18 protein-coding genes, 1 other RNA gene and 1 other annotated feature are annotated in these 22,180 nt (G+C 45.2%); of the genes, 15 read left to right on the top strand and 4 right to left on the bottom strand.

Going from position 1 to position 22,180, the window contains the following annotated elements; genetic code table 11:
- Positions 1-30: 30 nt before the first annotated feature.
- The gene (locus MHI53_RS16775) at positions 31-1,794 is read right to left on the bottom strand and encodes an SH3 domain-containing protein (RefSeq protein ID WP_340371783.1); all 1,764 of its coding nucleotides are present in this window, start codon (positions 1,792-1,794) and stop codon (positions 31-33) included.
- Positions 1,795-1,922: 128 nt separating this feature from the next.
- On the opposite strand from MHI53_RS16775, the gene MHI53_RS16770 reads away from it, so the two are divergent.
- The 13 genes from MHI53_RS16770 to MHI53_RS16710 all read left to right on the top strand — a co-directional run bounded on the left by MHI53_RS16770 (position 1,923) and on the right by MHI53_RS16710 (position 18,668).
- Positions 1,923-2,096: a hypothetical protein gene (locus MHI53_RS16770; RefSeq protein ID WP_053535815.1), complete on the top strand. Its 174-nt coding sequence runs from the start codon at positions 1,923-1,925 to the stop codon at positions 2,094-2,096.
- Between the two features lie 79 nt (positions 2,097-2,175).
- Positions 2,176-2,415 (top strand) — a binding site (T-box leader).
- 97 nt (positions 2,416-2,512) lie between these two features.
- A complete protein-coding gene (hisS, locus tag MHI53_RS16765) occupies positions 2,513-3,784 on the top strand; it encodes a histidine--tRNA ligase (protein ID WP_061143708.1) in 1,272 nt (423 codons plus the stop codon).
- Positions 3,785-3,796: 12 nt separating this feature from the next.
- Positions 3,797-5,566 (top strand): aspartate--tRNA ligase, encoded by a 1,770-nt coding sequence (gene aspS / locus MHI53_RS16760; protein WP_061143707.1) that lies wholly within the window; start codon positions 3,797-3,799, stop codon positions 5,564-5,566.
- An 85-nt stretch (positions 5,567-5,651) separates the two neighbouring features.
- Positions 5,652-5,838: non-coding RNA, 6S RNA (gene ssrS, locus MHI53_RS16755), on the top strand.
- Positions 5,839-6,170: 332 nt separating this feature from the next.
- Entirely contained in the window at positions 6,171-7,319 is a 1,149-nt protein-coding gene (locus tag MHI53_RS16750) for a M20 family metallopeptidase (RefSeq protein WP_340371782.1), read from the top strand.
- A 111-nt stretch (positions 7,320-7,430) separates the two neighbouring features.
- The gene (locus MHI53_RS16745; RefSeq protein WP_061143705.1) at positions 7,431-8,192 is read left to right on the top strand and encodes a tRNA threonylcarbamoyladenosine dehydratase; all 762 of its coding nucleotides are present in this window, start codon (positions 7,431-7,433) and stop codon (positions 8,190-8,192) included.
- Positions 8,193-8,383: 191 nt separating this feature from the next.
- Entirely contained in the window at positions 8,384-9,568 is a 1,185-nt protein-coding gene (locus MHI53_RS16740) for an ABC transporter substrate-binding protein (protein ID WP_340371781.1), read from the top strand.
- Positions 9,569-10,204: 636 nt separating this feature from the next.
- Positions 10,205-11,383 carry an ABC transporter substrate-binding protein gene (locus MHI53_RS16735; RefSeq protein ID WP_061143703.1) on the top strand — a complete coding sequence of 393 codons (1,179 nt, stop codon included), beginning with the start codon at positions 10,205-10,207 and terminating at the stop codon, positions 11,381-11,383.
- A gap of 159 nt (positions 11,384-11,542) precedes the next feature.
- Positions 11,543-12,421: a branched-chain amino acid ABC transporter permease gene (locus MHI53_RS16730; protein ID WP_061143702.1), complete on the top strand. Its 879-nt coding sequence runs from the start codon at positions 11,543-11,545 to the stop codon at positions 12,419-12,421.
- Between the two features lie 13 nt (positions 12,422-12,434).
- Positions 12,435-13,397, top strand: coding sequence for a branched-chain amino acid ABC transporter permease (locus MHI53_RS16725; protein ID WP_061143701.1), 963 nt, complete (start codon positions 12,435-12,437; stop codon positions 13,395-13,397).
- Positions 13,372-14,151: an ABC transporter ATP-binding protein gene (locus MHI53_RS16720; RefSeq protein ID WP_061143700.1), complete on the top strand. Its 780-nt coding sequence runs from the start codon at positions 13,372-13,374 to the stop codon at positions 14,149-14,151. Before MHI53_RS16725 ends, MHI53_RS16720 begins: the two co-directional genes overlap by 26 nt.
- Positions 14,151-14,858, top strand: coding sequence for an ABC transporter ATP-binding protein (locus tag MHI53_RS16715; RefSeq protein WP_061143699.1), 708 nt, complete (start codon positions 14,151-14,153; stop codon positions 14,856-14,858). Before MHI53_RS16720 ends, MHI53_RS16715 begins: the two co-directional genes overlap by 1 nt.
- Positions 14,859-16,784: 1,926 nt before the next feature.
- Positions 16,785-18,668: a S8 family serine peptidase gene (locus MHI53_RS16710; RefSeq protein ID WP_340371780.1), complete on the top strand. Its 1,884-nt coding sequence runs from the start codon at positions 16,785-16,787 to the stop codon at positions 18,666-18,668.
- A 52-nt stretch (positions 18,669-18,720) separates the two neighbouring features.
- On the opposite strand, the gene MHI53_RS16705 is transcribed toward MHI53_RS16710, so the two are convergent.
- The gene (locus MHI53_RS16705; protein WP_340371779.1) at positions 18,721-19,194 is read right to left on the bottom strand and encodes a VOC family protein; all 474 of its coding nucleotides are present in this window, start codon (positions 19,192-19,194) and stop codon (positions 18,721-18,723) included.
- Positions 19,195-19,319: 125 nt separating this feature from the next.
- Positions 19,320-19,511 carry a hypothetical protein gene (locus MHI53_RS16700; RefSeq protein ID WP_061143697.1) on the bottom strand — a complete coding sequence of 64 codons (192 nt, stop codon included), beginning with the start codon at positions 19,509-19,511 and terminating at the stop codon, positions 19,320-19,322.
- Positions 19,512-19,784: 273 nt separating this feature from the next.
- Here MHI53_RS16700 and MHI53_RS16695 point away from each other — a divergent pair, with 273 nt between their 5' ends.
- Positions 19,785-20,633, top strand: coding sequence for an SGNH/GDSL hydrolase family protein (locus MHI53_RS16695; RefSeq protein WP_340371778.1), 849 nt, complete (start codon positions 19,785-19,787; stop codon positions 20,631-20,633).
- Positions 20,634-20,720: 87 nt separating this feature from the next.
- Here MHI53_RS16695 and MHI53_RS16690 read toward each other — a convergent pair whose 3' ends face one another.
- Positions 20,721-21,020 carry a helix-turn-helix domain-containing protein gene (locus MHI53_RS16690; RefSeq protein WP_340373698.1) on the bottom strand — a complete coding sequence of 100 codons (300 nt, stop codon included), beginning with the start codon at positions 21,018-21,020 and terminating at the stop codon, positions 20,721-20,723.
- A 446-nt stretch (positions 21,021-21,466) separates the two neighbouring features.
- Here MHI53_RS16690 and MHI53_RS16685 point away from each other — a divergent pair, with 446 nt between their 5' ends.
- Positions 21,467-22,156, top strand: coding sequence for a Wzz/FepE/Etk N-terminal domain-containing protein (locus MHI53_RS16685; RefSeq protein WP_340371777.1), 690 nt, complete (start codon positions 21,467-21,469; stop codon positions 22,154-22,156).
- Positions 22,157-22,180 lie beyond the last annotated feature (24 nt).

The following is a 22,180-nucleotide window of genomic DNA, read 5'->3' as shown; positions in this document are numbered from 1 at the left end:
TTTGTTTGGGGCAGAAAACTGTCATGGAGCTCATTTGAAATACCGCGCCAATCCATTATAGATGGCGGAGGTGATTCCTTCTTGGTATTCATTCGAAGTTATTGTCAATTCTTCGACTGGATTGCTTAGGTAGCCTAATTCAATCAGCGTTGCCACTCGTTTGTTCTCACGGATGACATGATAATTTCCGTATCTTGATCCGCGATTGTTCACCTGCATGGTTGAACCGAATGAATGGGCCAGTGCAGAGGCCAAGCCCTGCTGATAGTCATGATAATAATATGTGGTGATGCCGCTTGTGATTTGGTCCATGGTGCTATCGTAATGGAGGCTGATGAAGGCATCCGCGTCATGGATATGTGAAGTGCCCACCCGGGAAGACAGTGGCACATAGGTATTCCCGCTTCTCGTCAGGATCACTTTAGCGCCAGCCGCCTGAAGTTTGTCCCGCAGCAGCTCGGCCGTCCGTATCGTCAGGTTTTTCTCAAGCGTGCCTCCGACCCCGATCGTACCGCTATCCCTTCCGCCATGACCTGGATCGATCACGATCGTTTTACCCTTTATATATGTTTCGACGCCCGGTCGTTGAATCTGTTCGGAATTACCCTCAAGCGTCACGATCCAGCCGGCAACATACGCTGTTTTCCCACCCTTTACTTTAATGGAGTACCAGTCGCCCTCCATGCCGATGACAGGGAATGTTTCCCCTGCATTGGCCTGTCTGACTATCCCTGCGTTCCCATTGGGAGAAGACCTCAATATGGTTCCATCATGGATGATGGTAATCTTGTTTCCCTCTATATGGAGCTTCTTTTTCTTTGGTTCTTCCACATGCTCTTTTTCTAAGTACCAGCTCACGACCCAGCCCTTTTGGCCATTGGAAAGCTGGATCTGTGTCATTTTTCCTTTGGTTTTCAATATGGAATAGGTTTCATCCTTGTTCACCGAGCCGATGATCTTAGCGCTGAGGGAGGCATCCTTCCTTACATGCAAACGGGAAGCGGTCACCCTGGCTGTGTCTGCAGCCGGAGCCATTGCCGTTTTCGCTTTATCCTCGCTCATCTGTAGGTAAGATAACGCCACCCAGCCCTGACCGCCTTGAAAATCGATTTCCGCCCAATCATTTTTGATCCGGTGAACGGTCACGGAGGTGTTTTTATTCAGCTTTCCAAGTGTTGAGCCGCTTTTCGAAGGCTCGGAACGGACATTAAGCCGGTCGACCAGGGTGACTCCGGTTTTAACGGATTCCTTGGCTGATTCCTGTTTATTGCTATCATCGTTCTTCACGGTACTTCCGGATGCAGCTTCGATCTTAAGGTAGTCAGAAGAAACCCAGCCATCAAAATCCGCGGTTTTGATCTTTATCCAATTTTGGTTCTTTTCGATAATGTCGACTGCGGTTCCCCTCGTTAAGGAACCGACCGTTTGAAACGTTGTGCCAGGTCCTGTACGGACACGGACGGAGCTGCCCGTTATCGTTCCTTGTCCGGAACCTTTTTTTGCAAAGGCGGTTCCCGATTTCCTTTCCACTAACCAATTGGCAACCCAACCCGTTTCATTCGAGTCGATCCGGATTTCAAACCAGTCACCTTCCTCTTTAATGATGGGGTATGATTCCCCTTTTGCCAGTTTTTTGACGATGGGGAAACTGAGACCAGCTCCTTCCCGGACATTGACCACTTTACTCGTCACGGTTATTTCCCCTTCTTCTTTTCCGAATGCGTGATTGACGGGTACTATCGCTGCCATGATCAACAAAAGGATCAGGCTGAATAAACCCGGTTTCTTCTTCATAAGTTGTCTCTCCCTTTTCATGTCCTTATGTATGTATTCTCGTCCAATAAAAATTTCCCTCTTTCCCAGTGCAAAAAACATTTTTTTTAGGAAAGAATAAACCCTATAGAGATATAGGAGGGAACCAAATGAAATTCAGCGAAAAAGATCAAACGAGTTTGAGCGGAGGCAATCAAGTGTTAGGTGTCGATTTCCACGATTTTATCCAGAAGGAACAAAGTGCGAACCTGGTTGAATTGGCATCCGAGTTTGGAGTCAATGTCCGGACGGTCAAAAACCTGAAAAAACGTTTGAATCAATAAAATGCGATGAAATCCTAAAGCCTGCCTTGACATTTGTAGTTAACGTCCGTATGATTATAAAATATCAGACTTATAACTGCAACAACCAATGATGGAGAAGAGTAATTAAGAAACACATGAAAAGAGAGGAAATGCCTTGGCTGAAAGCATTCCGCATGATGACTTAACGAAAGAACCCTCCGTAGGCTTCACTCCGAACGGATTTTCTTAATAGGAGCTGGACGTATAACAGGCGTTAACTGTTTTTAAGCGGAGGCACTGATTTTTTTAGTGCTTCAACTAGGGTGGCACCACGGGATATCCAACTCTCGTCCCTTGTAACGGAACAGTTACAAGGGGCGGGAGTTTTTTGTTTGGAAAAAATCGGTATAGCGCCAGATCAGGGAGGGCGTTTTGCTTTTAAGGAGGAAACATATATGTCTATTCAGATTCCTAGAGGTACACAGGATTTATTGCCAGGACAAACGGAAATTTGGCAGTATATCGAAAAGACAGCGCGTGAGATTTGTCACCGCTATCAATATAAAGAAATCCGCACACCGATTTTCGAGCACACAGAATTGTTTTTACGCGGTGTCGGCGATACGACCGATATCGTCCAAAAAGAGATGTATTCATTTCAAGACCGAGGCGAGAGGAATTTGACCCTTCGTCCCGAAGGCACTGCATCGGTTGTCCGTTCATACATCGAAAACAAGATGTTTGGATGGGCGAATCAACCGGTCAAGCTTTATTATATCGGGCCGATGTTCCGTTATGAACGTCCGCAGGCAGGTCGATTCCGCCAGTTCGTCCAATTCGGGATCGAAGCTTTAGGCAGTAAAGATCCAGGCATCGATGCAGAGGTGCTATCTCTTGCGATGAGCCTCTACAAGGAGCTTGGGTTGAAAAAGCTGAAACTTGTGATCAACAGCCTTGGAGATAAGGAAAGCCGGATTGCCCACCGAAATGCGTTAATCCAACATTTTCAACCTCGCATTGGCGAGTTTTGCGGTGACTGTCAAAGCCGTCTGGAAAAAAATCCATTAAGGATCCTGGATTGTAAAAAAGACCATGATCACGAATTGATGAAGACGGCGCCATCCATCATTGACTATTTGAATGATGAATCCCGTATTTATTTTGAAAAAGTGAAACAGCACTTGACGGATTTGGAAATCGACTTCGTCGAAGATCCGACACTGGTTCGCGGCTTGGATTATTATAACCATACCGCGTTTGAAATCATGAGTGATGCAGAAGGCTTTGGCGCCATTACAACACTTTGTGGAGGCGGCCGGTATAATGGGCTGTCTGAAGAACTTGGCGGGCCGGAAACTCCGGGAATCGGCTTTGCACTCAGCATCGAACGCCTGATTGCAGCCTTACAAGCAGAAAACATCGAACTGCCGATCAAAAAGGGAATTGATTGTTATCTTGTTTCATTGGGTGAATCAGCCAAAGATTATACCGTCAAGCTTGCCCATCAATTGCGCAGTGCCGGTTTCACTGTTGAAAAGGACTATCAAGACCGTAAAGTGAAAGCTCAATTTAAATCGGCCGACCGCCTGGAAGCGAGATATGTGGCGACACTCGGTGATGATGAATTGGCCAATAATAAAATCAATGTAAAGTTCATGGAAACGGGAGAACAAGTCCAGGTGGATCTTGCCACATTCGTTGAACAATTCAAAAAGCTACAGGCTTAAGGGGGAAATACCATGTTTGGCAGAACATACTTCAATGGAGAAGTAACAGAAGCAGCTATTGGTGAAAAAGTAACATTAAAGGGTTGGGTACAAAAACGACGCGATTTGGGCGGAGTCATCTTCATCGACCTTCGTGACAGAAGCGGTGTCGTGCAAGTCGTTTTCAATCCTGATATTTCGGCAGCAGCCTTGGCCACTGCGGAAAAAATCCGTAATGAATATGTCCTTGATATCCAAGGCACAGTCATCAAGCGTGATGAAGCCAACATCAACCCGAATGTAACAACCGGGACCGTCGAAGTTCAAGCCGAAAGCGTAACGATATTAAATGAAGCAAAAACCCCTCCTTTCATCATTGATGAGAGAACGGATGTTTCAGAAGATATCCGCTTGAAATACCGTTATTTGGACCTGCGTCGTCCGGCCATGTTCGAAACGTTGAAAATGCGTAACCAAACAACAAAGGCGATCCGCGATTATTTGGACGGCGAAGGCTTCCTTGATATCGAAACACCTATCTTAACGAAAAGCACACCGGAAGGGGCACGCGATTATTTAGTGCCTAGCCGTGTACACGAAGGCGAATTCTATGCACTTCCACAGTCACCGCAAATCTTCAAGCAGCTATTGATGGTATCCGGCTTCGAACGTTATTATCAAATTGCCCGCTGCTTCCGTGATGAAGATTTACGTGCTGACAGACAGCCCGAATTCACCCAAATCGATATCGAAACAAGCTTCATGAGCCAAGAAGATATCATTAACACGGCAGAAAACATGATGGCGAAAGTGATGAAGGATGTAAAAGGACTGGACGTGGCCCTGCCATTCCCTAGAATGACCTACAATGAAGCGATGGGCCGTTATGGTTCCGACAAACCGGATACACGTTTCGGGATGGAACTTAAAGACGTATCCGAAATCGTCAAAGACAGCGACTTTAAAGTATTCACTGGCGCCGTTGCAAGCGGCGGGCAAGTTAAAGCGATCGTCGTCAAGGACGGAAACGCCGACTATTCACGTAAAGATATCGATGCATTGGCTGAATTTGCCGCCATCTACGGCGCAAAAGGCTTGGCCTGGCTGAAAGTGGAAGCAGACGGCGTAAAAGGACCCATCGCCAAATTCTTCGCTGAAGACCAGCAGCAATTAGTTTCTGCATTGGAAGCGGAAGTGGGCGATTTAATCTTATTCGTCGCAGACAAGAAGGGAATCGTCGCCGATGCACTTGGAGCGCTTCGCAACAAGCTCGGCAAAGAAAGAGGCTTGATCGATCAAAGCAAATTCAACTTCCTTTGGGTAACCGATTGGCCACTATTCGAATATGACGAAGAAGAAGGACGCTACTATGCCGCACACCATCCATTCACGATGCCATTCCGCGAAGACATGGACAAACTGGAATCAGATCCGGCAAGCGTCCGTGCCCAAGCATATGACCTCGTCTTGAACGGCTATGAGCTTGGCGGTGGATCACTGCGTATCTTCGAACGTGACGTCCAGGAAAAAATGTTCAAAGTGCTTGGGTTCACAGAAGAAGAAGCGAACGCACAATTCGGCTTCCTGATGGATGCCTTCGAATACGGCACGCCTCCGCATGGCGGAATCGCCCTTGGACTGGACCGCATGGTCATGCTGCTTGCAGGCCGCACGAATCTGCGTGACACCATCGCGTTCCCGAAAACCGCAAGCGCAAGCGACCTGCTCGTTGACGCCCCGAGTGCCGTAAGCGACAAGCAACTGGCAGAACTAAGCCTAAGACTGGCCGCCTTAAAGAAATAAAAGGCTGGGAAAAATATGAAAAAATACCTAGATGCTTTCTCTTGAAACGGAACAAAGCATTATGATATGATGTTTTCAACAAGTAAGAGTCCTGATGTGTTCGTTCTTTAACCTATAAGTTTTGACCGAACACTTATAGTTACCGGGAGCACTAGTTTCCTGGCCGCGTACATGCCTCCCCTCGAGGAGGACTTACAAACGCGAGGAACCGAGCACCCACCTGCGGAGAGCGGGTTCAAAACAAAGGCGTAAACGGCACAATTGGGACTCTTATACATCACAAAGCAACTCATGTTCATAACATGGGTTTTTTTGTGCGCTCAAAAACGAACAAACAGCCGCAATTCACGAATAAATGGCATCAATTCGCGAGTAAATCCCGAAAATCACGAATAAAGTCGCCAAAGTCACGAATAAAATCCCGAAATTCTCAAGCAAAACCCACCAAACTCACGAGTAATTCGCCGTTTTCGTCCAAGAGCGTTGCAGCGGTCACCAAAAAGCTGGAATTATCGTTAAATATGCCCCATTTAAGTAACATTCCATCCTATAATTTCGTAAATTATAGTAAGGTTGAAAAATCATAAGCCATGGAAGGAAAGTTGTGAGGGCTTTGAGAGACTTATTGAATGCTAAGCGGAAAGAGATGCTGCAGCTAGTGGAGCAGCTGGTGAATATCGATAGCGGATCTTATACAAAAAAGGGCATAGATGAAATTGGCTTGATATTGAAGGCGAAGTTTGAAGGTTTGGATTTTATTGTGGATATCGTGAAGCAAAAGGATTATGGGAATCAGCTGGTCATTCAGCATCGTGAAGCGGTTCAGCCTCATATTTTGGTTGTCGCGCATATGGATACGGTTTTTCCTGAGGGGACGGCGCTGAAGCGTCCTTTCAAAGTAAAGGGAAATCGGGCTTTTGGGCCTGGTGTGGCTGATATGAAGGCGAGCTTGGTCGCGATCTTTTATGCGATCCTTTGCTTGAAGCAGACGGGGCAGACAGGCTATAAGCATGTTCAAATCATTTTGAACAGTGATGAGGAGATTGGTTCTCCGTCGTCATCTTCCCTCATAGCTGAAAAGGCGGCGAAAAAGAAGTATGCGTTGGTTCTCGAACCGGCAAGGGTGGATGGGTCTTTGGTCACGGCGAGACGAGGCTGCGGCCAATTCAAGTTAGATATAGCCGGAGTGGCGGCCCATTCGGGGATCGAGCCTGAAAAGGGAAGAAGTGCCATTGAGGAATTGGCGCATAAGATCATTGACTTACATCAATTGAATGATCGGAAGAAGGGGATCAGCGTCAATGTCGGCATGATCGAGGGGGGCTCTGCGGTGAATACCATCGCTTCTCATGCGGCCGGTTTTGTCGATGTACGGATCACGGAAAAAAGGCAGGAAGATGTCATTCTTAAGCAAATGAAAAAAATTTGTGCCAAGTCATACATTCCAGGAACGAAAACGACATTGACCGGGAAAATGGATCGGTCTCCGATGGAAAAGACCGAGAAAACGAATATGCTTTTGGAGACCATTCGCCAAGCGGGGAAGGAGATCGGCATCCATATCACCGATACGGCCACGGGCGGCGGTTCGGATGCTTCCTTTACGGCCGAGTTGGGTATCCCGACAGTGGATGGGCTGGGACCGATTGGCGGGAACGCTCACAGTGAAGAAGAATATCTGGAAATACCGAGCCTGGCAGAACGGACTTTGCTGCTGGCGACCGTCATTCAAAAATTATCAAAAATGAACTAGAAAACTAATTCCGATTGGACTGCTCATATTTCGCTTGTCATTAATGATGTTTATGATATATTGTTAATTGGGAAGCTAAATAAGAACAGAATTTATTGGAGTTGAATATATATGCTGCATCAGTTTTCACGTAATGAATTAGCAATTGGCAAGGAAGGCATTGATTTACTGAAAAACACGACCGTGGCTGTCCTAGGGGTAGGCGGTGTAGGGTCTTTTTCAGCTGAAGCATTGGCCCGTACCGGGATCGGCCGTATCATTCTAGTGGATAAGGACGATGTCGACATCACCAATGTAAACAGGCAGATTCATGCTCTTTTATCTACAGTCGGCCAACCGAAGGCGGAATTGATGAAAAATCGCATTCAAGACATCAATCCAGACTGCGAAGTGATCGCCCTGAAAATGTTTTATACAGAAGAAACGTTTGAAGAGTTTTTCAGTTATGGCCTCGATTATGTCATTGATGCCTCCGATACGGTGATATATAAGATGCATGTGATGAAGGAGTGCCTGAAGCGGAATATCAAGGTGATTTCAAGCATGGGGGCCGCTAACAAAATGGACCCGACACGTTTTCAAATTGCCGATATTTCCAAAACGCATACCGACCCGCTTGCGAAGGTCATCCGTACAAGATTGCGTAAAGAGGGCATCACAAAGGGAATTCCGGTTGTTTTCTCCGACGAAAGTCCGATCGTCATTCGTGAGGATGTTCGCAAAGAAGTCGGCAATGACGAAGCAAAAATCCGTAAAGCCCAAATGCCGCCGTCCTCGAATGCATTCGTGCCATCCGTAGCTGGATTGATTGCAGCCAGCTGGGTGATCAATGATCTACTAAAAGAAGTGGACGTCCGACGTGTAAACGATTGATGAGCTTCAAAACTGACTCTAGCAGAGTCAGTTTTTTTGTGCATGGAAATAGTAGATATTCCCTTTAAATAACTTTTTTATCCAGATCATATAGACGGGGTCGAAAGAATGAGATAAACTGTTTTCAGAATATTATTTTTATTCAGATATTCTAATGATCTGAAAGAACATACCAAACAAGGGGGTTTCAAATGAAGAAGAAGAAGCTAGCAGGAGTGTTTCTATCACTTTCATTGGTTGCTGGGGTGCTCGCAGGTTGCGGCGACTCGAAAACCAGCAGTTCAAGCGGAGGTTCATCCAATTCGGGTGACACGATTAAAATCGGAGCCAACCTTGAGCTGTCAGGAGGTACGGCATCATTCGGCCAATCGGCTGCAGATGGTTTGAAACTGGCCATCGCTGAAATTAATAAAGAGGGCATCAACGGAAAAAAACTGAAAATCGTCAAGGTTGATAATAAATCCGATGCGGCAGAAGCGACAAGCGGCTCGATTAAACTGGTCAGTCAGGACAAGGTAGTGGCTGTGGTCGGTTCGGCTACAAGCACGAACACATTGGCACAGGTTCAGGTCGCGCAGGATAATAAGGTTCCTTTAATCACACCGACGGCAACAAACCCCGACATCACCAATAAAGCTGGAAAAGTAAATGATTATGTGTTCAGGACGTGCTTCATCGATCCGTTTCAAGGAACGGTTGCAGCCAATTTCGCTTCTGACGAAGTAGGGGCGAAGACAGCTGCGATCTATGTGGATAGCGCAAGTGACTATTCCAAAGGGTTGGCCGCTGCCTTTAAAGAGGCGTTCACTGCCAAAGGTGGCAAAATCGTAGCGGAAGAGGCCTATGTCACAAAAGATACGGATTTCCGCTCGACATTGACACGTATTAAATCGGCCAAGCCAGAGTTCGTCTTCCTTCCTGGTTATTATGAAGAAGTCGGATTGATCTTGAAGCAGGCCCGGGAAAATGGCATAGACCTTCCTTTCATGGGCGGAGATGGCTGGGATTCACCGAAGGTCGTTGAAATTGCCGGCGCCGACGCTTTGAAAAATACGTATATCACCAATCACTATTCACCAGAAGATGAAGATGCAAAAATCCAGGATTTCGTTGCCGCCTTCAAAAAGGAGTACAATAAAACACCGGATGCCTTTGCCGCGCTTGGCTATGATACTGGATACTATCTGGCGGATGCCATCAAAAGGTCTGGCGATGCATCATCAGAAAAAATCAGGAAAGCATTGGAAGATGTCAAGGATCTTCAATTAGTTTCAGGTACACTGAACCTCGATAAAAATCATGATCCCATCAAATCGGCCACCATCCTGGAATACGTGGATGGCAAACAAACATTCAAGACAAAAATCAATCCATAATCTACTTGGATAGGGGGACAGGCTCCCCCTATTTTATATTCACTTAAACTACACTAACCAGTGAAGAGAGGACACTGAACCGCCAGAGGGCGGTTTTTTTGCGGGATTTTTTCTAGAATGTATATGCAAAATCTATAAGGCGGCTAAAAGAAGATTAGAAGTTTCATGCAGTATTTTATACATCCAAGATAGTATAATTCAATTTTGAAATAGGAATTAAGACAAAATTGGAAGGGATATACTGGGTTTAATTCCCTATCGACGTGCAATTATATTGGGAAAAATGTAAGTAAAAGGGAGAAAATGATAGGGGGATGAATAAAATATTTTGGGTAAAAAAGGCAGAAATTACGATATTAATATAACTTAATTATCTGTTTTTTCTGATAAATATAAGAATTTTCTTAATATTTTAAATATAGGGATATAAAATCGACACCTTATGGTCTATGAAAAATATCCTATTTAACGAAATTTTCTCACTATTATTGTATAGACGGAATGAAAATTATGCGGTAAACTATTTTTCGAAATATTAATTTAATTTTAAACATTTCATCTAATCAAAAATTTCTGAGGCGTCATGAATAATTATTCATGCATCAGAGCTCTGATTACAAAATGGGGGGATTATTTATGAAGAAGAAAAAACTAGCAGGTGCATTTCTTTCTCTAACACTTGCGGCAGGCATGCTAGCGGGTTGCGGCGGCTCTGGTTCATCAGATAAATCGAGCGGGGACGGTGATACGATCAAGATCGGTGTCAACCTTGAATTATCAGGCGGTGTAGCCTCTTATGGCCAATCGATTGCCGAAGGCCTTGAGCTGGCGACAGAGGAAATCAATAAAGAAGGCATTGACGGTAAAAAAATCAAACTTATCAAAGTCGATAATAAATCCGAAGCATCCGAAGCAACAAGCGGGGCAATCAAGCTTACCTCACAAGATAAGGTGGCGGCGATCGTAGGTGCGGCGACAAGCACGAACTCGATTGCACAGGTGCAAATTGCACAGGATAATAAAGTCCCGGTCATCTCGCCTTCAGGTACAAGCCCGGAAATCACTTTCAGCAAAGATAAATTGAACGACTACATCTTCAGGACAAGCTTCATCGATCCGTTCCAAGGAACGGTTGCTGCGAATTTCGCGTCCAAAGAAATCAAAGCGAAAAGTGCAGCCATCTATATCGACAGCGCAAGCGATTATTCAAAAGGATTAGCGGCAGCCTTTAAAGAGCAATTCGAAAAAAATGGCGGAAAGATCGTCGCAGAGGAAGCCTACATTGCAAAGGATACCGATTTCCGCTCCACATTGACTCGCCTGAAATCAGCGAAACCGGATTTCATCTTCCTTCCTGGTTACTATGAGGAAGCTGGCTTGATCGTGAAACAGGCACGGGAAACTGGACTGGATGTTCCGTTCATGGGCGGCGACGGCTGGGATTCCCCTAAGCTAGTGGAAATTGCCGGTGCAAAGGCGTTGAATAAAACGTACATCACGAACCACTATTCTTCAGGAGATCCTGATGAGAAAATTCAGAATTTTGTGTCTGCATTCAAGGCGAAATACAAAGATAAATCTCCGGATGCCTTTAACGCACTTGGCTATGACACAGGATATTTCCTAGCGGATGCAATCAAGCGTGCTGGTTCAGCGGAACCGACAAAGATCAAAGAAGCGCTGGAAAAAACGAAAAATCTTCAGCTTGTAACTGGTACCTTTACATTGGATGAAAAACATAATCCGATCAAATCAGCTACCATCCTTGAATTCAAAGACGGAAAACAAGTATTCAACACAAAGATCAATCCTTAATACCGAAAAAAAGTCCAACCCTTCGCCGGCCCTTCTTCCATAAGAAGGCGCTGGCGAATTCTCATTTTTCCAGAATACCAGGTTGCTGAAACTTCCATGAGTGGAATGAAAGAGTCTGGACGATCATTATAAAATTAGATTTTTCAAGGAGAGTCGAACATGGAATTGATACAGCAGTTAATAAACGGGGTTTCATTAGGAAGCATTTATGCCCTTATCGCTCTCGGTTATACGATGGTTTACGGGATTGTAAAATTGATTAACTTTGCACATGGTGATGTCTTCATGGTTGGTTCATTCGTAGGGTTTTATTCGATAACGGTTCTGGATCTGTCATTCGTGCCGGCTTTGTTAATTGCGATGACGGTCTGTGCACTCTTTGGAGTATTGATCGAGCGCATTGCCTACAAGCCATTGCGTAACGCAACACGGATCGCCGCACTCATCACGGCAATCGGGGTTTCCCTGTTGATCGAATATGGCTTCATCTATGTCCGCGGCGCACAACCGGAAGCCTATCCGAATGATGTATTGCCGACTGATAAGTTCGATATTTTTGGAGTATCGATCAATAGCCAATCGATATTGATCTTTGGAGTCGCTGTCGTTTTAATGATCATTCTTCAAATCATCGTCCATAAAACCAAAATCGGCAAGGCGATGCGTGCCGTTTCCTTCGATGCGGATGCTGCCAAGCTGATGGGGATAAATGTTAATAACACGATCTCTGCCACCTTTGCAATCGGTTCCGCATTAGCGGGGGCAGCTGGTGTCATTTTCGGGATTTATTATATTAAGATCGAGCCGCTTATGGGTGTGCTTCCTGGACTTAAGGCTTTTGTCGCCGCCGTACTTGGCGGGATCGGGATCATTCCGGGTGCGATGGTCGGGGGATTATTGCTTGGTGTCATCGAGGCCTTGGTCAGTGCCGCAGGTTACTCATTATGGCGTGATGCGGTAGCTTTCGTCGTACTGATTCTTATCTTGATTTTCATGCCACAAGGCTTATTCGGTAAAAACAAAAAAGAAAAAGTATAGGGGAGACAAAGCAATGACTACAATTAAGCGAGCAAAAGGTTTTTGGCTCTCGATTTCATTATCATTGATCTTTTTCGCCATCATACAGGTGTTGATCGGCGGCGGATCGCTCAATCCTTTTTATCAAAATACGCTCATGTTCATCGGGATCAATATCATTCTGGCAGCAAGCCTGCACTTGATCATCGGGATAACGGGGCAGTTTTCCATCGGGCATGCAGGATTCCTTGCAGTCGGGGCATACGCTTCAGCCGTCATGACGATGAAGTTGAACATGCCATTCACGCTAGCGTTGATAGTCGGCGGTTTGACAGCGGCGCTTGCCGGCCTGATCATCGGAATCCCAAGCTTGCGTCTAAAAGGTGACTACCTGGCGATAGCGACCCTCGGCTTTGGTGAAATCGTCCGGATCGTGCTTTTGAACATCGATTATGTTGGCGGTGCGAGCGGCATGCAGGTTTCCCATTTGACGACTTGGCCGTGGGTATTCGCTTCCGTCCTTGTGACGGTCATCGTCATCAGGAACTTCACGAGCTCGACACATGGAAGGGCTTGCATATCGATCCGTGAGGACGAGACGGCCGCCGACTCGATGGGGATCAATACGACCTATTACAAAGTTGTCGCGTTTGCGATCGGTGCATTTTTCGCCGGCATCGCCGGAGCGCTTTATGCCCATAACTTCTATATCATCCAGCCATCGAACTTCGGGTTCCTGAAGTCATTCGATATCTTGATCCTAGTCGTGCTTGGCGGACTTGGAAGCTTGTCAGGAGCAGTGTTGGCTGCCGTATTACTTACTGTGGTCACGACATTCCTCCAAGATTATCCGGAAACGCGGATGATCATTTACAGTCTTGTGCTTATCGTCATGATGATTTATCGTCCGCAAGGTTTAATGGGGACGAAAGAAATAACTTCCATGTTCAAACGTAAAGGAGGCAGCAGCCATGAAAACAAAAACACCGCTGCTTAAGGTCGATTCGGTCGGTATTCAATTCGGGGGGCTTAAGGCCGTTTCCGATGTAAACGTCGAGCTATACCCAGGTGAATTGGTTGGATTGATCGGACCGAATGGTGCTGGGAAAACCACTTTCTTCAACCTGTTGACAGGGGTTTACGTCCCGACCGAAGGAACGATTTCCTTGGAAGGGGAGGACTTGAAAAAACGGCCGCCCTATAAAATCACACAAAAGGGTATCAGCAGGACCTTTCAAAACATTCGCTTGTTCAGTGAGCTATCCGTCATCGATAATGTAAAGGTTGCCTATCATTCCCTTTCGAAGCATAGCATTTTAAGCTCGATTCTCCGCATGCCGATCCATTTTAAAGGGGAGAAGGAGATGGATGAGAAGGCGATTGAGTTCCTGAAAATCTTCAACCTTGATCAATATAAAGACGAGAAGGCGAAGAACCTGCCATATGGCAAACAAAGACGATTGGAAATCGCACGAGCGCTTGCCGCCAATCCGAAACTGCTTTTGCTCGATGAACCGGCAGCGGGCATGAACCCTCAAGAAACGCATGAGCTGATGAACTTGATCGCCCTCATCCGTGAGAAATTCGATTTGACCGTCTTATTGATCGAGCATGATATGCCGCTTGTCATGGGAGTTTGCGAACGCATATACGTACTGGATCATGGACAGCTGATCGCTCAAGGGCGGCCTGAGGAAATCCGCAACAACCCGAAAGTCATCGAGGCCTATCTGGGCGAGGAGGTTTCATAATGCTGAATATCGAGGACATTAACGTCTATTACGGAAACATTCAAGCCTTGAAGGGAGTCTCGCTTTCCATCAACGAAGGTGAAATCGTGACGTTGATCGGTGCGAACGGTGCCGGCAAGAGTACGATGCTGAAAACCGTTTCCGGATTATTAAAACCAAAGCAAGGCAAGATCTTATATGAAGGGCAGTCGATCGGCGGAAAGGCTGCGCAATCGATCGTGAAAATGGGCATCTCCCATGTTCCCGAAGGCCGCCGTGTCTTTGCTAACATGTCCGTTGAAGAAAATCTTCAGCTTGGCGCCTATTTACGCAAGGATAAGGCAGGCATCAAGCAGGATATGGAGAAGGTTTATGAATTATTCCCGCGTTTACTTGAACGCCTGAAGCAGCAATCCGGAACGCTTTCCGGAGGGGAACAGCAAATGCTCGCAATGGGCAGGGCGCTGATGGCCAAGCCCCGGCTGCTTCTATTGGACGAGCCATCGATGGGACTTGCTCCATTATTGGTGAAACAAATCTTTCATATAATAGAAGAAATCAATAAGACGGGAACGACGATCCTGCTTGTCGAGCAAAATGCCAACTTGGCCCTATCCATCGCTGACAGAGCCTATGTGGTCGAAACGGGGCGGATTGTCCTATCTGGTAAATCAGAGGAACTGACAGCAAGTGAAGAAATCAAGAATGCCTATTTAGGCGGACATTAAACCGCTCATGGCGGTCTCATACTGTAGGTAAACTCGATAGGTTATGGAGTTTACCTACAGTTTTTTTGATGTTTTGTTCTGTGAGCGTTGCATCACACTTTGTGTAAGAACAAAGATGGAGTTTCCATTGCCTATAGATTTGAAGATTTTTACCATGACCGTTGCATTACACTGCAGGCACTCATCTTTCCAGAGGCGGTCCGTGAGCCTCCTTGGCCTTCAGCCTGCGGTGTCTGACGTAGACACGCAATTCCCGCAGGAGTGTCGTTGCCTTCCGTTACATTTCACTTTGCGTGATAATGAAGATAGAATTCAATTTACATATAGTTTTAGGTATGTCCAACGAGCGTTGCATTCCTCTGCAGGCACTCCCTTTCCGCGGGCGGTCCGTGAGCCTCCTCGGCCTTCAGCCTGCGGTGTCTCACGTAGACGCGCAATTCCCGCAGGAGTGTCGTTGCCTTCCGTTGCATTCCACTCTGCGTGAAAATGAAGATAGAATTCAGATTACATATAGTTTTAAGTATGTTCATCAAACTTTGCATTCCACTTTGCGTGAAAAAAGATAGATCCTCATATCCTACAGTTTTGACTAACTGGACTTCCAGTGTTTCATTGCACTGCAGGCACTCCCTTTCCGCGGGCGGTCCGTGGGCCTCCTTGGCTTTCAGCCTGTGGTGTCTCACGTAGACGCGCAATTCCTAAGCGGTAGTGTCGTTGCCTTCCGTTGCATTCCACTCTGCGTGAAAATGAAAATAGAATTCAGATTACATATAGTTTTAAGTATGTACATCAAACTTTGCATTCCACTTTGCGTGAAAAAAGATAGATTCTCATATCCTACAGTTTTGACTAACTGGACTTCCAGTGTTGCATTCCTCTGCAGGCACTCCCTTTCCGCGGGCGGTCCGTGAGCCTCCTCGGCCTTCAGCCTGCGGTGTCTCACGTAGACGCGCAATTCCTAAGCGGTAGTGTCGTTGCCTTCCGTTTCATTCCACTCTGCGTGAAAATGAAAATAGAATTCAGATTACATATAGTTTTAAGTATGTACATCAAACTTTGCATTCCACTTTGCGTGAAAAAAGATAGATTCTCATATCCTACAGTTTTGACTAACTGGACTTCCAGTGTTTCATTCCACTGCAGGCACTCATCTTTCCGCGGGCGGTCCGTGAGCCTCCTCGGCCTTCAGCCTGCGGTGTCTCACGTAGACGCGAATTCCCGCAGGAGTGTCGTTGCCTTCCGTTTCATTCCACTTTGTGTGAAAATGAAGAATGAATTCCGTTTTCCATAGTATTGGAGAAGTTGTACGGCGACCGTTTCATTCCACTGCAGGCACTCCCTCTTTCCGCGGGCGGTCCGTGAGCCTCCTCGGCCTTCAGCCTGCGGTGTCTCACGTAGACGCGCAATTCCCGCAAACGTGTCGTTGCCTTCCGTTGCATTCCACTCTGCGTGAAAATGAAGATAGAATTCAGATTACATATAGTTTTAAGTATGTACATCAAACTTTGCATTCCACTTTGCTTGAAAAAAGATAGATCCTCATATCCTACAGTTTTGACTAACTGGACTTCCAGTGTTTCATTCCACTGCAGGCACTCATCTTTCCAGAGGAGGTCCGTGAGCCTCCTCTGCTTTCAGCCTGTGGTGTCTCACGTAGACGCGAATTCCCGCAGGAGTGTCGTTGCCTTCCATTGTCCTCTAAGACTGGTCAATAAGACGACCATTTTTATCTATTTATACATCTTCAGTTTTCGAGATTTCACAAGGGGAAATAAGGATGATTCCAAAACAAGTTGTTTACTGGATAAAAAGGTTAGTAAAACGATATCTTCCGGTATACAATCTAGTTAGGGATAATGGTAGAGTGAGATCTTGAGTGACCGACATCGATATTTATTCTTAATCATATTTTTTTGGAGTGATTTCATGTACAAATTTATTCAGGCGGTATTGCCAGTTGCCTTGCTGTTCATGTTCCTGCCACATTATCAGCAAGAGGCTGCAGCTGCAGAGGTGGCTCCGAAAGCGGATGGTGTCATTGTCAAATATAAAGAGACGGATGATGAGCCGATTAATGAGCTGATCGAGAAGGTCGAGGTTCCAAAAGGACAAACGACCGACAAGCTGATCGAAAAGCTTGAGAAACGGAAGAATGTCGAGTATGCCGAACCGAACTATCTGTTCAAGAAGATGGAAATACCGAACGATCCAGCTTACATAGACCAGTGGCATCACAAACATCTTGGAACGGAAGCGGCCTGGGTAAAATCGATGGGCTCGAAGGAGATGATCGTGGCGATCATCGACGATGGAATCGACCGCAAACATCCGGATTTGACAGGGAAAATCGTCAACGCCTATGATACGGTCCGTAACCGGAAGAATATCTTGCCGGAAGGGCAGCACGGGACACATATCGCCGGGATCATTGCTGGAAGTGCAAACAATAACATCGGCGGAGCGGGTGTTGCACCTAATGTAAAGCTGATGCCAATCAACGTTTTTGAAGGTGATTATGCCGATACGGCCGATATCATCAAGGCGATACATTATGCGATTGAGAAAAAAGCGAAGATTATCAATATGAGTCTTGGAGTCAACATGTATTCGGAGGCGTTGAATAAAGCCGTACAGGAAGCAGCGAAAAAAGGCATCTTGATTGCCGCGGCTGCCGGCAATGAAGGCGATATGGGGAAAAAGGTGCAGCGGGTATACCCAGCTGCATACAGTAACGTCATTTCCGTTGCGGCCACGGACGAAAAGGACAAGCGCCCCTATTATTCCAATTACGATTCAACCGTGGATATTGCAGCCCCTGGAGATGAGATCCTTTCAACCTTGCCACATGGAAAATATGGCTGGATGAGCGGAACATCGATGGCCACGCCCATGGTGGCGGGGGTAGCGGCCCTCATTTGGTCAAATGAGCCTAAGCTCAACAAAACGGAGGTTGAATATCGCCTCTATGATTCAGCGAAGGATCTTGGCACGAAAGGGAAGGACATCTACTATGGAAACGGGAGGGTCAATGCCAAAAAGGCTCTTGAGATGAAGACGCTGACCAGGCCGAGCGTCAAAAAGATTTCCGATAAGGACATCAAGATCACTGGGAGCATCCCAGCCGATTTCCATACGGGAACCGTCTCGATTTATACCGATAAGAAACAGCTGGCCACATTGAAAATCAATGGCGAGAAGGTATTCACGGCGCCGATTGCCAAACAAACAGCCGGGACCGTGATCTCTACGAGGGTCACCGATCCCTCGGGAAATAAAAGTGTGCCCGTTTCATTCAAAGTCGAAGATAAAACGGCACCAATTAAACCGTCAGTCAATACGGTAGGTGACAATACGGTAAAAGTAACAGGCAAAGCCGAAGCGGGCTCTTCCGTCACGGTCAAAAACCGGAGCACTGCCCTCGGCAAAGCAAATGCCAACAGCGGAGGCACCTTCACCGTAACGCTGTCAAAAAAACAAAAAGCCGGTACCGTCCTCACGATTGCTGCAACGGATAAAGCTGGCAATACAAGCCCGGTCAAAACCATGACCGTCGCAGACAAAACCGCACCTGGTAAACCGACGGTCGACAAGGTCACGACAAAAACGACGATCGTCACAGGCAAAGCCGAAGCCAATTCCACTGTATCCATCAAGGTATCAGGGAAAGTGATCGGCTCGGCAACCGCAACGAATAAAGGCACCTTCTCGGTGAGGATCCCGAAACAAAAAGCAGGGAAGAACCTCTATGTTTCCGCTAAAGACAAAGCGAGAAATGTAAGTGAAGCAAGAAAAGTCACGGTTAAAAAGTAAGGCAAATACAGAAAACAGCCTCCCAATCTACAATGTGGGGGCTGTTTTTGCATCAATCCTTATTGCCATACATCAATTCCGTGCTCCGGCTGTATAACTCAATGATATTGCCAAAAGGATCTTCACAATACATTAAATGGTACGGCTTGTTCTTCCAAGTATTCCACAGATCGCTTCGCCTTTTACCGCCGGATTGCGCAATCTCATCGGCGAGTCTTTCAATATCATCCGAAATTAAGCAAATATGAAAAAAGCCCTGATACTCATCACGTTTACTCGGCGGCATCCTCGGCTCCTGGAATTCAAAAAGCTCGATTCCCACCTGATTATCCGCCATCAAATGAGCATTGCGCATTTTTTTGACATGATTGCCAAGAAGATCGTTCGTCATATTCGGCTTGTCCTCGGCACTGGCATCAAACGAATACGGACCCGCCAATAACTTGAATCCCAACACCTGTTCATACCACGAAATCGCAGCATCCAAATCAGGCACAGCCAAACCGATGTGCGTAATTGCTGTCATATCCATCACCTCTGGTAATAAAATACCCTTTTAAGCCGGGAGACAAACGGTACTTTAGGCAACAAAAAAAGAAGCAATAGCCAATACTGCTTCTTTGATAACATATATCGACCTCACGAAATCGTTTAAATTTCACCCTCTTCAAGCCTCCTATTATACTCCACTTTACTGATTAACCCTTTTGCATTACAGGTAAGGCAATCCGTATAAATATCGTAGGCACCTGTACCTGCACAAACATGGCATTTCACATGAGTTTCCGGAATATCCTTATGCATGAATGAAAAAACCTTTTCAATATACTGCAGAATAATCATATCCAAAACTCCTTTTTTTTCTATCATACTACGAAAAAGCGAGAAGGAAGCCGGGTATACGATAACATTACGGAAACTTCATTTAGGCATTACATTGTTTACATAGTGTTAAAGAATGATTCCTATTCATGGGATTTGTCGAGGGATGTCAGAATTCATTGGAAAAACATTCTTTATAACGTATTATATGTAAGTTATAATGAACAAGAGAAAATAAGAGAAAAGTATGGGATCGTATCCCATGTCAATTCTAGTGCATAAACGGAGGTAAAGATGAGGAAGTATGGGTTAATCATTATCGCGATCATTTGCTTAGCCGTACTGGCTTTTGGTCAAATGCATTGGAAAAACAAAAGCCAGGCAGCAGGGGTGGAGGCTAGAGAAGCGGAAGCAAAACTTAAACAAAAGGAAAAAGAAGAAAGAGAAGCTTTGATACAGAGTTTAAAACCGGAAAATAATCAACAGCAGCCGTTATTGGATTATTTACGGTATCGGTCGCTTACGCAAGATAAGCTCATTGTCTCCTTAGTGGGCAGTAACGGGACTGCAGGAACTGGAGCAAGTATCTCTGCCAAAACCTGGACAGCGCGTCTGGAGAAGAGTCTGCGTGCCGATCTTGATGAGGCTAAAACATTGCGTTTTATGAATCATGGTCATGAAGGGTATTCAACAGAGGATTTGCTGGAAGGAAAGAAAATCGAAGAGGTCATAAAAGATGATCCTGATTTGGTTATTTTTGAAACCTCGCTGATTAACAATCATTATCAATCAATTAGCCTGCAACAGACGGAAAAAGATCTGGAAAACATCATGGCAAAATGGCAAAAAGAACTGCCAAATGCAAAGATTTTAATGCTTTCCCCGAACCCGGTCGCAAGTAGTGAAATGAAAAATAGCTTAGGGTTGAGTTATCTGGATTATATGAAGGCTTCCGAGAATGTCATCGAAAAGAATCGATGGACGTATTTGAATAGCAAGACAGGTATGGAAAAGAAGCTAGAGGAACAGAATCTGAGATTGGCTGATATGTTAACCAATGATAACATCCATCCGAATGACAGAGGGCATCAGATATGGTTCGAGGTGTTGCAGGACTATTTTAAGCAAAAACAGGACATGTAGTGTAAAAGGGGGGAAAGTGGCTTAAGCTACTTCCCCCCTTTTCACTGAGCTTACAAAAGAAAGTGATACCAAGAATGCATAAACCAATCATTTGCGATCCTGTATAAATTCGCGCATTTCCTCTTTCGATATTCCACAACCCATAATTTCCTGCATGATTTGCATCCACTCTTCATCCATATTTTTGTCTCCTTGTTCATACAGTAAAGCATCAACCTTAATGCCTAGAATTTTTGCTATTTTTTCCAAAACTAAAATAGTGGGGTTTGTTTGAAGGTTTCTTTCCAGAGAGCTTATATAGGATTTGGCAACGCCCGATTTTGTGGAGAGTTCACTAATTGACATTTTCCTTTCTTCCCTAAGCGACTTGACTCGGTAACCTATCATATTGACCACACCTAACCATTTCTATGAATATAAACTATTACTTTCAGTTTACACAGTTTGTCTCCATTAATAATGATAACTAGGCCCTAAAAACTTGACGCAATTTAGTCGATAAATGCTTTTTCTTCGTTTCATGGGCATTTAGTTTTAGGTGGATTCATCCAATGTCGGTGAAGAAGCACAGCAAGTATTGGGTAAATAGGTATAATTTATATAAATAGAAACCCTTTTACCATGCGGGTTTTACAGCTGTTATGGCTTTGTAAGGGCGTAATTAGAAAAAAATTCCTTTGAATTGAGGATATTTTTAGGTTAGAATCATCTAAGCGCTAGAAAAGTATTCATTCATTGTAAGATTCATGAAAATTTCCTTGATAATACATAAAAATAGGTAATATTATGTGTTATAATGCAATAGGTCATTTTTAACATATTAGGAGGATGAAATGGAAGAAACGATTAGTATTGCAGATATTTTCAAGACATTAAAGAAGCGTTGGAAGCTAATCATGCTGCTGACATTAATTGCGGCGTTAATTAGTGGAGCAATATCTTATTTCTTATTAACACCCGTCTACCAGTCTTCGACACAGATTCTCGTTAATCAGAAGCAATCCGAGAATCAATTGGACTCGAATCAAATACGATCCAATATCGACATGATCAATACATATAGTGTGATCATAAAAAGCCCTGCGATATTGGAGAAGGTCATTGATGACCTTGAGCTGGACCAAAGCGTAGAGCAACTTAGTGAAAAAATCACCATCAACAGCCAAGAAAATTCGCAAGTGTTTTCGTTAACGGTTCAGGATGGCAATCCATCGCAAGCAGTTGAGATTGCCAATACGGTTTCTGAAACTTTTCAAAAGGAAATTAAGGACATCATGAATGTTGACAATGTTAGCGTACTTGCGAAGGCTGAAATCAGCGATAATCCTTCGCCTGTCAAACCTAATCCTGTGTTGAATATTGCTATTGCCTTGGTGGTCGGCTTGATGGCTGGTGTTGGCTTGGCCTTCTTATTGGAGTATATGGACAATACGATCAAGGATGAAAAGGATATCGAGACACTCCTAGAATTGCCTCTACTTGGCTCGATTCAGAAGATTTCAAACGTACATAATAAAGGCTAAGCTGGATGAAAGGAAGCGGCATTT

The sequence above is a fragment of the Peribacillus sp. FSL E2-0218 genome (genome assembly GCF_037992945.1).
Taxonomy (GTDB): Bacteria; Bacillota; Bacilli; order Bacillales; family DSM-1321; genus Peribacillus; species Peribacillus simplex_B.
Note: the sequence above shows the minus strand (reverse complement) of the source record. Positions and strands in the feature narration are given on the sequence as shown.

Coding starts and splice junctions, on each gene's coding strand:
- MHI53_RS16775 (WP_340371783.1), bottom strand. CDS start 1,794: ATGAAGAAGAAACCGGGTTTATTCAGCCTGATCCTTTTGTTGATCATG.
- MHI53_RS16770 (WP_053535815.1), top strand. CDS start 1,923: ATGAAATTCAGCGAAAAAGATCAAACGAGTTTGAGCGGAGGCAATCAA.
- hisS (WP_061143708.1), top strand. CDS start 2,513: ATGTCTATTCAGATTCCTAGAGGTACACAGGATTTATTGCCAGGACAA.
- aspS (WP_061143707.1), top strand. CDS start 3,797: ATGTTTGGCAGAACATACTTCAATGGAGAAGTAACAGAAGCAGCTATT.
- MHI53_RS16745 (WP_061143705.1), top strand. CDS start 7,431: ATGCTGCATCAGTTTTCACGTAATGAATTAGCAATTGGCAAGGAAGGC.
- MHI53_RS16740 (WP_340371781.1), top strand. CDS start 8,384: ATGAAGAAGAAGAAGCTAGCAGGAGTGTTTCTATCACTTTCATTGGTT.
- MHI53_RS16735 (WP_061143703.1), top strand. CDS start 10,205: ATGAAGAAGAAAAAACTAGCAGGTGCATTTCTTTCTCTAACACTTGCG.
- MHI53_RS16730 (WP_061143702.1), top strand. CDS start 11,543: ATGGAATTGATACAGCAGTTAATAAACGGGGTTTCATTAGGAAGCATT.
- MHI53_RS16725 (WP_061143701.1), top strand. CDS start 12,435: ATGACTACAATTAAGCGAGCAAAAGGTTTTTGGCTCTCGATTTCATTA.
- MHI53_RS16720 (WP_061143700.1), top strand. CDS start 13,372: ATGAAAACAAAAACACCGCTGCTTAAGGTCGATTCGGTCGGTATTCAA.
- MHI53_RS16715 (WP_061143699.1), top strand. CDS start 14,151: ATGCTGAATATCGAGGACATTAACGTCTATTACGGAAACATTCAAGCC.
- MHI53_RS16710 (WP_340371780.1), top strand. CDS start 16,785: ATGTACAAATTTATTCAGGCGGTATTGCCAGTTGCCTTGCTGTTCATG.
- MHI53_RS16705 (WP_340371779.1), bottom strand. CDS start 19,194: ATGACAGCAATTACGCACATCGGTTTGGCTGTGCCTGATTTGGATGCT.
- MHI53_RS16700 (WP_061143697.1), bottom strand. CDS start 19,511: ATGATTATTCTGCAGTATATTGAAAAGGTTTTTTCATTCATGCATAAG.
- MHI53_RS16695 (WP_340371778.1), top strand. CDS start 19,785: ATGAGGAAGTATGGGTTAATCATTATCGCGATCATTTGCTTAGCCGTA.
- MHI53_RS16690 (WP_340373698.1), bottom strand. CDS start 21,020: ATGATAGGTTACCGAGTCAAGTCGCTTAGGGAAGAAAGGAAAATGTCA.
- MHI53_RS16685 (WP_340371777.1), top strand. CDS start 21,467: ATGGAAGAAACGATTAGTATTGCAGATATTTTCAAGACATTAAAGAAG.